Raw genomic sequence first — 6,962 nt, 5'->3', positions numbered from 1 at the left:
CCGCGCAGCCTCGCTGGGCCAGGAGGGTGCGGATCTCCCCGACGGCTCGGGTGATGGTGGAGCGGTCGACCCCGAACAGCAGCCCCAGCACCGAGTGCGGCAGGTCGTGCCGCAGATGGATGAGCGTGGCCACCAGTCGGTCGACGAAGACGAGCCGGTGCCGGGCACCGGCTCCTGCGGCCCGCTTCCTCACGCCGCCGCGCGCTGCGTGGCGGCGGCCTTCGACTCCGGCCTGCCACGGCTGAGCCAACTCCTCGATCAAGCGGCTCAGGTGACGTCGGGAGATCCCAGTGAACAGCCGATGCGCGAGGACCGCTCGATTGACCATGATCGCCACAAGCGGATCATGTCATCCACCAGCGAGGACGCTTCATCCGCTATCACGCACCAACTCGTTAGCGTGGAGCGGGGCGCGGCACCGCGCTCCACGGGTGTTCAGGATTCAGGGCTGGGAGGTGGCGACCTTGACACCGAACCCGATCAGGACGACACCTGTGATGCCGTCCATGGTGCGTCGTACGGCAGGCTTCTCGAAGAAGGCGCGAGCCTTGGCCAGCACCAGCACGTAGCTGCCAAGCCAGACGAGTGTGAGGGCCGCGTGGATGAGGACCAGCAGGGTCATCCCAAGATGCGGCGACAGGCCGGACGGGGCGAGCGTGGGCAGCAGACCCGTGTAGAAGACGGCGATCTTCGGGTTGAGGACGTTGCTGACCAGTCCCGTGCGCCACGGAGTGCCGGATGGGGCCAGAGTGCTTGCCGCGGGGGCCACCGAACGGCTGCGTCGGCTCTGCAGCAGGGCCTGGACACCGAGGAAGCCGAGGTAGACGGCGCCGACGAGCTTGATGATCGTGTAGGCCGTGGCGGACGCCGCCAGGACGGCGGCCAGGCCGACCACGGTGAGCATGCCCCAGATGAGCAGTCCCGCCGTGATGCCGCCGACCGTGCGCAGACCGTCCCGCCAGCCGGACGCGATGGCTCGCTTCGTCACCACCGCCATGTCCGGGCCGGGAACCATGGTCAGGACGGCGAGCACCCCGGTGACGGCAAGGAGCTGAACGAACATGGACTCAGTCTCGCACCCGGGATCGCCTTGCCCTTTCGAGGGGGCAGCCCCCGGATCGATCAAGCTTCGGTGGCACGACAGGACCTGTGCCCGGTCCCCGATGGCAATGGTCAAGCTTCGTTGGGGCAAAACAGCAGGCCAGGAGCCGGTAGAGGCTTCCCCCCGTGCGGGGGGCTGTGGCACAACCGCGTGAGGCGCGTCGCAGCGGCTGGACTCCCCCGGCGCTCCGGCCTGCGCACTTACGAGTTGGTGCGTGATGGCGGCTGAGGCGTCGTGCCAGGCGGGTGGCATGATCCGGGTGTGGCGATCACGGTCAATCGGGCGGTCTCGACACATCGGCTGTTCACGGGGATCTCGCGGCGCCATCTCGCCGGCATGGTCGAGGAGTCGGCCGTGCCGTGGCAGGCCGGCCTCGAGGGTCGCCGCCACGCTGCGCGAGGCGGGGTCGGGAAGCGGGCCGCAGGAGCCGGCGCCCGCCACCAGCCGGTGTGCATCGACCGGCCGGCGGCCACGCTGATCCATCTGCGGCACGACCTGCCGCACGCGGTGCCGGGACTGCTGTTCGGGTCGACCGCTCCACCGTCACCCGCGCGATCGGAGAGGTGCGTACGCTCCCGGCCGAGCGGGGATGCGCGGTCCCCGACCGTCCTGGCCTGCGCCTGCGGACACTGACGGATGTGTTCGCCCACGCCCGGGCAGAAGGCATCGAGCCGCGCCTGGACGCCACCGAGATCCAGGTCCGCAGGGCACTGGCCAACCGCGGCGGACGGCGCGCGTTCGTCTCCGGCAAGAAGAAACAGAACACGACGAAGGCCACCGTCATCGCCGACCACCGTGGCCGCGCATTGTGGACCGGTGCCCTGCGACCTGGACGCATGCATGACGCCACGGCCGTCCGCAACGCGGGCATCGCCGTCTGCTTCCGGCGCTTCCCCGATGTCGAGGTCCTCTTGGACGACGGCTATCCGGGCCTGAGTCGCGACCATCCCGGCCAGGCCGTCACCCCGCCGAGAAAGCCGCGGCCCGGAGCACCGCCCGCACGAGTCGAACCGTGGGAACGCGACCGCCACGGGCACTCGTCGGACCGCATCACGGTCGAACACGCCCTCGCCGACCACAAACGCCGTCAGCGGCCGGCCCGCTTCACCCACCGCCGCGACCGCCTACCCGAGACCTACCGCGCCATCGCCGGCCTCGTCTCCGACCGCACCGCGCAAGCCTGAACAAGGTCCTCGAGCAGGCCGGCACGCCTCGGCCGCCATCACGCACCAACTCGTTAGGATTGCGAGGGTGACGGCAAGAACCAGTGACATCGAGAAGGCGGCCGGTGTGCTGCGCACCGGCGGGCTGGTGGCCTTCCCGACCGAAACCGTCTACGGTCTGGGCGCCAACGCCGAGGATCCCGCCGCTGTCTCGCGCATCTTCCAGGTCAAGGGGCGCCCGCCCTCCCACCCGCTGATCGTCCACATCGGCGGCGCGGAGCACTTGGACGACTGGGTCGAGGACGTGCCGGCAACGGCGCGTCTGTTGGCCGAACGCTTCTGGCCGGGGCCACTCACGCTGGTCCTGCGGCGCGGTCCCCGCGTGCCCCTCGAAGCGACCGGTGGCCTTCAGACGGTGGCCGTGCGCGTGCCCGACCACCCTGTCGCACTCGGGCTGCTGGCGACCTTCGGCGGCGGTGTCACGGCCCCGTCCGCCAACCGCTTCGGCCAGGTCAGCCCCACGACAGCGAACCACGTCCGTGCGGAGCTCGGTGATGCCGTCGACTTCGTGCTGGACGGCGGCCCCTGCCAGGTCGGCGTCGAGTCGACCATCGTCGACACCACGGGCGAGATCCCGAGCATCCTGCGGCCCGGCGGAGTAACGCGCGAGGCCCTCGAAGCGGTACTGGGGTGCCCGCTCGCGGTCCACTCGACGAGCCGCATCCGGGTGCCGGGCCAGCATCCGTCACACTACGCACCGCGTGCCCGGGTCGTCCTCGTCGAACCCGAGAAGGTCGTCGCCGAGGCAGAGTTCGCGCAGGAGCTGGGGCACCGGGTGGGCGTCTTTCTTCCCCCCTCCCTCACCGGCACACCGGTGAAGGCGCACGCCGTGGTCACGGTCCCCGGTTCGATGGCCGCCTACGCGCACGGGCTGTACGGGTTCCTGCGCGAACTCGACCGGCAAGGGTGCGACCTCATCATCGCCTCCTTGCCGGTGGAGGAAGGGCTGGGACTGGCGATCGCCAACCGGCTCCGCCGCGCCGCAGGGCCCCGGTCCACCGCGTGACCAGCGCCGACGCCGTGCCCTCACCGCTCCCGGAGCCGAGAGCCGGGCGGATTCGTGACGGATTCGGCTGAGCACCCGCCGATCCGGCAGACCAGGAACAACTCGTGCTGCCGGTTCTCGGTGACGACCGTTCTCCATCCCCGGCACACCTCGCAGCCCGTCCCCCGCGCCAGGTCGGCGCGGGGGACGGTGCCGGGCGCGCAGTCGGCTCCGTGAGCCCTCGAAGGGCGCCCTTCCGTGGATGTTCACGCGGGGAACCCGATGGGTCCTCGTCCACCTACGCGGCACATCACGTTGAGCAGCCACGGCCGGGGAGGTCAGGACGCGGTGGGTACCGCCGCATCGAGGCCGCGGGATGCGACGAGCTGTGCACTGCCGTCGGCCAGGCGGTAGCACAGGCCCACCACAGCGGCCCGGCCGGCGGCGACCTTCTCGGCGAGGACCCGGGAGCGGTCCAGCAGCAGGTCGACGGTGTGCCTTACGTGCTCGGCGAGGATCTCCTCGGGCTCAACCTGTCCGGCGGCCCGCGCTGCCAGCACGCTGGGGGTCACCCGCTCGACGACGTCCCGAACGTATCCGGCCGGTGTCATGCCGTCGTCCAGGGCGGCGCACGCTGCGCCGACCGCGCCACACGAGTCGTGACCGAGGACCACGACCAGCGGGCAGCCCAGGACGCCCACCCCGTACTCGATGCTGCCGAGCACTTCCGCACCCACGACGTGGCCTGCGGTGCGCACCACGAACAAGTCGCCCAAGCCGCGGTCGAAGATGATCTCGGCGGCCAGCCGGGAGTCGGAGCAGCCGAACAGCACGGCGAAAGGCTGCTGGGACGGTGCGATCTCGGCGCGGCGGGCGGCGTCCTGGTTCGGGTGCTCGGGGATGCCGGCGACGAAGCGCTGGTTACCGGCCAGCAGCAACTCGAAGGCGTCGCGGGGCGTCGGGGTCTGAACCTTGGTCATGGCCGCAGTCTAGGACCCGGGACCAGCCGTCGCACCGCCCGATCCCGCCGGAGCTCGCCTGATCGGGCCACGCTGGCGGCTTGGGCGGCACCCCCGGGCACCGGGCGAGGGCGGCATCGATACGGAACCTCAGCGCGCGGGCCTGCCACGCCGTGCGCAAGCCGCTGTGCGCACCCTGGTCGGCCGTGGCCGAGAGCCGGCCGGTCGGGCAGTGGCCGACCAACTGCCGCCGCCCCGGTGGATCGGGCAAAGACCCTAACTGGCTGTTCTCTATCCGTTCGTGGAGTCGATCAGGTTCGGACGAGGTCCTGGTTCGGGTGAGTCGGCCGGTGCGGGCGCATGGAAGAAGGGCCTCTTGGTAGCTCGCGGTTGTCGAATCCAGCGAGAGACAAGAGGCCCTGTTGTCGAAGTGGCGCGTGGTCATCGTCGCCGAGTCCAGTCCGTCCACTCCTGGGTGTGACTGCCTCGCCCATCGGTTCGGAAACGCGGCCGACCGGCCGGAGCGCCGACCCCGGTACGTCTCGGAGATGAGCGATGCGGAGTGGGCCCTGGTGCGGGATCTGCTGCCGGTTCCCGGATGGCTGGCGGGCCGGGGCGGGCGGCCGGAGGGTTACTGCCACCGGCAGATGATCGACGCGGTGCGCTACCTCGTCGACAACGGCATCAAGTGGCGAGCCATGCCCTGCGACTTCCTGCCCTGGCCACGGGTGTATGCCTTCTTCGTCCGCCGGCGGGACCTCGGTCTGGTGGCCGAGTTGCACGACCGGCTGCGCGAGGCCGTCCGCCGCTCGCAGGGCCGCACGGAGGAGCCGACCGCAGGCGTGGTGGACTCGCAGTCGGTGAAGGCGGACGCCACCGTCACCCATGTCTCGCGGGGTTTCGACGCCGGCAAGAGGATCAACGGACGCAAGCGGCACTTGCTCACCGGCACCCTCGGCCTCCTGCTGGCCGTGCAGGTCACACCGGCGTCCACGACCGACCGAGATGCCGCCCGAGTCCTGCTGCCCACAGCGAAGCAGCACTTCCGGCGGCTGGCGCGCCTCTGGGCCGACGGCGGCTACACCGGTCACCTCACCGACTGGACCGACCAGCACCTCGGACTGATCCTCGACATCGTCCGCCGCAGCGACGACGTCCGGGGTTTTCAGGTCCTGCCCCGCCGCTGGGTCGTGGAAAGGTCCTTCGCCTGGCTCCTGCGCAGCCGGCGCCTGGTGCGTGACTACGAGCGCCGCACCGACACCGGCGAGACCGTCGTCCTGTGGTCGATGACCATGCTCATGAGCCGCCGCCTGGCCGCCCAGCAGTGTCCAGCTCCGGCGCGGGCAGCGTGAAGCGGCCGGGCTTGTCCTCCACCGGCCGGTCCCGCTCCACCAGCCGCTTCAGCCGGGCCCGCGCCCCTTCGACCCGGGAAGCCACCGCGCTGTCCCAGCCCAGCACCACCGCCGCCCGCCGGGCACCGAGCCCATCGGATCCCGCCTCCGCAGCGGCCATCAACGCCTGGTAGTCCACCGACAGCACCTCGACGCCGGCCGCGTCCTGGCGGTGCGGCACCGCCCGGCGCGGCCCCACCGGCTTCCTCGGCGGCACCCCGTCGGCCACCACGGCGGGCGCATCGGCCTCGGCCGGCGCCTCCGGATACTGCTCCAGACCGATCACCCGTCGCCGGAGCACCTCTTCCGCCTCTGCCAGAGCCGCCCGCACCCGCTCCAGCTCGGCCTCGAGTTCCTCCACCCGCACCGCCGCGGCCTTCCGCCGCGTTTCCAGAACCGCCCGCATCGACGGCACCCGCCACCCCCACGACATCTCGGCCAGTAACGGACCAAGACTCCCGTGACAACTGTGATCTCATGCCTGACCAGCAGAAACCACACACGAGGTTCGGAAAGAGAACGACCTCTGAGATCCGCGTCCCGCGCCGGCGTGGCCGCCGCGCTCGCCGTCGTCACGACCACCGTGCTCGCCGCCGCCCCGCCCGCGCACGCCCAGGCCTCGGCCGGGGAGTTCACCCTGCCGCTGCGGTCGGCGGTGGCCGCGCTGCCGGTCGCCCCCGAGGACCGCACCGGATACACCCGGGAGGCCTTCCGCCACTGGATCGACGCCGACCGCGACGGCTGCACCACCCCGGCGGAGGTCCTGCTGGCCGAGGCCGTCGACCCGCCGACCGTGACCGGCCGGTGCACCCTGACCGGTGGCCTGTGGCACTCCTGGTACGACGACCAACACGTGGTCGGCCCGCGCGGGCTGGACATCGACCACCTGGTGCCGCCGGCCGAGGCCTGGGACTCCGGCGCCTCGAACTGGTCCGATGAGCGGCGGGAAGCCTACGCCGACGACCTGGGCGACCCGCGGGCCCTGGTGGCGGTCACCGCCCGCGCCAACCGCCAGGAGGCCGACCAGGACATCGCCGAGTGGCTGCCGGCCCGGCGGTGGTCTACCACTACCTCGGCGACTGGACCGCGATCAAACTCCGCTGGAACCTGACCGTGGACCGGGCCGAACAGAACCGGCTGACCGACCTGGCCGCCGACTGCCCCAACGTGCCCGTCACGGTCACCTCCACCGACTGACCCGCAACGGTCGCGCTCCCACCCCGGCTCCCCGCCCGCGGTGCCCACCCCCTCGGCGCCGCGGACGCGCTTGCTTTCGCCGGTCCGGCCGGGCCGACAACCGGC

8 protein-coding genes and 1 pseudogene are annotated in these 6,962 nt (G+C 71.6%); 5 read left to right on the top strand and 4 right to left on the bottom strand.

Annotated elements, in window-relative coordinates; translation table 11 throughout:
• Both ABD335_RS17050 and ABD335_RS17045 read right to left on the bottom strand, forming a co-directional pair.
• On the bottom strand, positions 1-328 hold a 328-nt coding region (locus ABD335_RS17050), incomplete at its 3' end, for a helix-turn-helix domain-containing protein (protein ID WP_344323765.1).
• A 114-nt stretch (positions 329-442) separates the two neighbouring features.
• The gene (locus ABD335_RS17045) at positions 443-1,063 is read right to left on the bottom strand and encodes a LysE family translocator (protein WP_344323758.1); all 621 of its coding nucleotides are present in this window, start codon (positions 1,061-1,063) and stop codon (positions 443-445) included.
• A gap of 300 nt (positions 1,064-1,363) precedes the next feature.
• On the opposite strand from ABD335_RS17045, the pseudogene ABD335_RS17040 reads away from it, so the two are divergent.
• Positions 1,364-2,286: pseudogene (locus ABD335_RS17040) on the top strand (transposase family protein).
• Between the two features lie 67 nt (positions 2,287-2,353).
• A complete protein-coding gene (locus ABD335_RS17035) occupies positions 2,354-3,331 on the top strand; it encodes an L-threonylcarbamoyladenylate synthase (RefSeq protein ID WP_344323756.1) in 978 nt (325 codons plus the stop codon).
• Positions 3,332-3,648: 317 nt separating this feature from the next.
• Here ABD335_RS17035 and ABD335_RS17030 read toward each other — a convergent pair whose 3' ends face one another.
• Positions 3,649-4,290, bottom strand: coding sequence for a carbonic anhydrase (locus ABD335_RS17030; RefSeq protein WP_344323754.1), 642 nt, complete (start codon positions 4,288-4,290; stop codon positions 3,649-3,651).
• Between the two features lie 527 nt (positions 4,291-4,817).
• Between ABD335_RS17030 and ABD335_RS17025 the strand changes: the two genes are divergently transcribed.
• Positions 4,818-5,621 (top strand): IS5 family transposase, encoded by an 804-nt coding sequence (locus ABD335_RS17025; RefSeq protein ID WP_344323752.1) that lies wholly within the window; start codon positions 4,818-4,820, stop codon positions 5,619-5,621.
• On the opposite strand, the gene ABD335_RS17020 is transcribed toward ABD335_RS17025, so the two are convergent.
• Entirely contained in the window at positions 5,566-6,066 is a 501-nt protein-coding gene (locus ABD335_RS17020; protein WP_344323763.1) for a hypothetical protein, read from the bottom strand. The genes ABD335_RS17025 and ABD335_RS17020 overlap by 56 nt on opposite strands.
• Positions 6,067-6,210: 144 nt before the next feature.
• Here ABD335_RS17020 and ABD335_RS17015 point away from each other — a divergent pair, with 144 nt between their 5' ends.
• Both ABD335_RS17015 and ABD335_RS17010 read left to right on the top strand, forming a co-directional pair.
• Complete coding sequence (locus ABD335_RS17015; RefSeq protein ID WP_344323749.1) at positions 6,211-6,771, top strand: GmrSD restriction endonuclease domain-containing protein; 561 nt, start codon at positions 6,211-6,213, stop codon at positions 6,769-6,771.
• Positions 6,699-6,857, top strand: a complete 159-nt coding sequence (locus ABD335_RS17010) for a hypothetical protein (RefSeq protein ID WP_344323747.1) — start codon at positions 6,699-6,701, stop codon at positions 6,855-6,857. The genes ABD335_RS17015 and ABD335_RS17010 overlap by 73 nt, the downstream gene beginning before the upstream one ends.
• Positions 6,858-6,962 lie beyond the last annotated feature (105 nt).

The organism is Streptomyces macrosporus, assembly GCF_039533145.1.
In the GTDB taxonomy this organism is placed as follows: domain Bacteria; phylum Actinomycetota; class Actinomycetes; order Streptomycetales; family Streptomycetaceae; genus Streptomyces; species Streptomyces macrosporus.
The sequence above is the reverse complement of the archived record's forward strand: the minus strand, read 5'-3'. Positions and strand labels throughout refer to the sequence as shown.

Excerpts from the sequence above, each read along its gene's own strand:
- ABD335_RS17025 (WP_344323752.1), top strand. The coding sequence starts at position 4,818 with ATGAGCGATGCGGAGTGGGCCCTGGTGCGGGATCTGCTGCCGGTTCCC.
- ABD335_RS17020 (WP_344323763.1), bottom strand. The coding sequence starts at position 6,066 with ATGCGGGCGGTTCTGGAAACGCGGCGGAAGGCCGCGGCGGTGCGGGTG.
- ABD335_RS17030 (WP_344323754.1), bottom strand. The coding sequence starts at position 4,290 with ATGACCAAGGTTCAGACCCCGACGCCCCGCGACGCCTTCGAGTTGCTG.
- ABD335_RS17045 (WP_344323758.1), bottom strand. The coding sequence starts at position 1,063 with ATGTTCGTTCAGCTCCTTGCCGTCACCGGGGTGCTCGCCGTCCTGACC.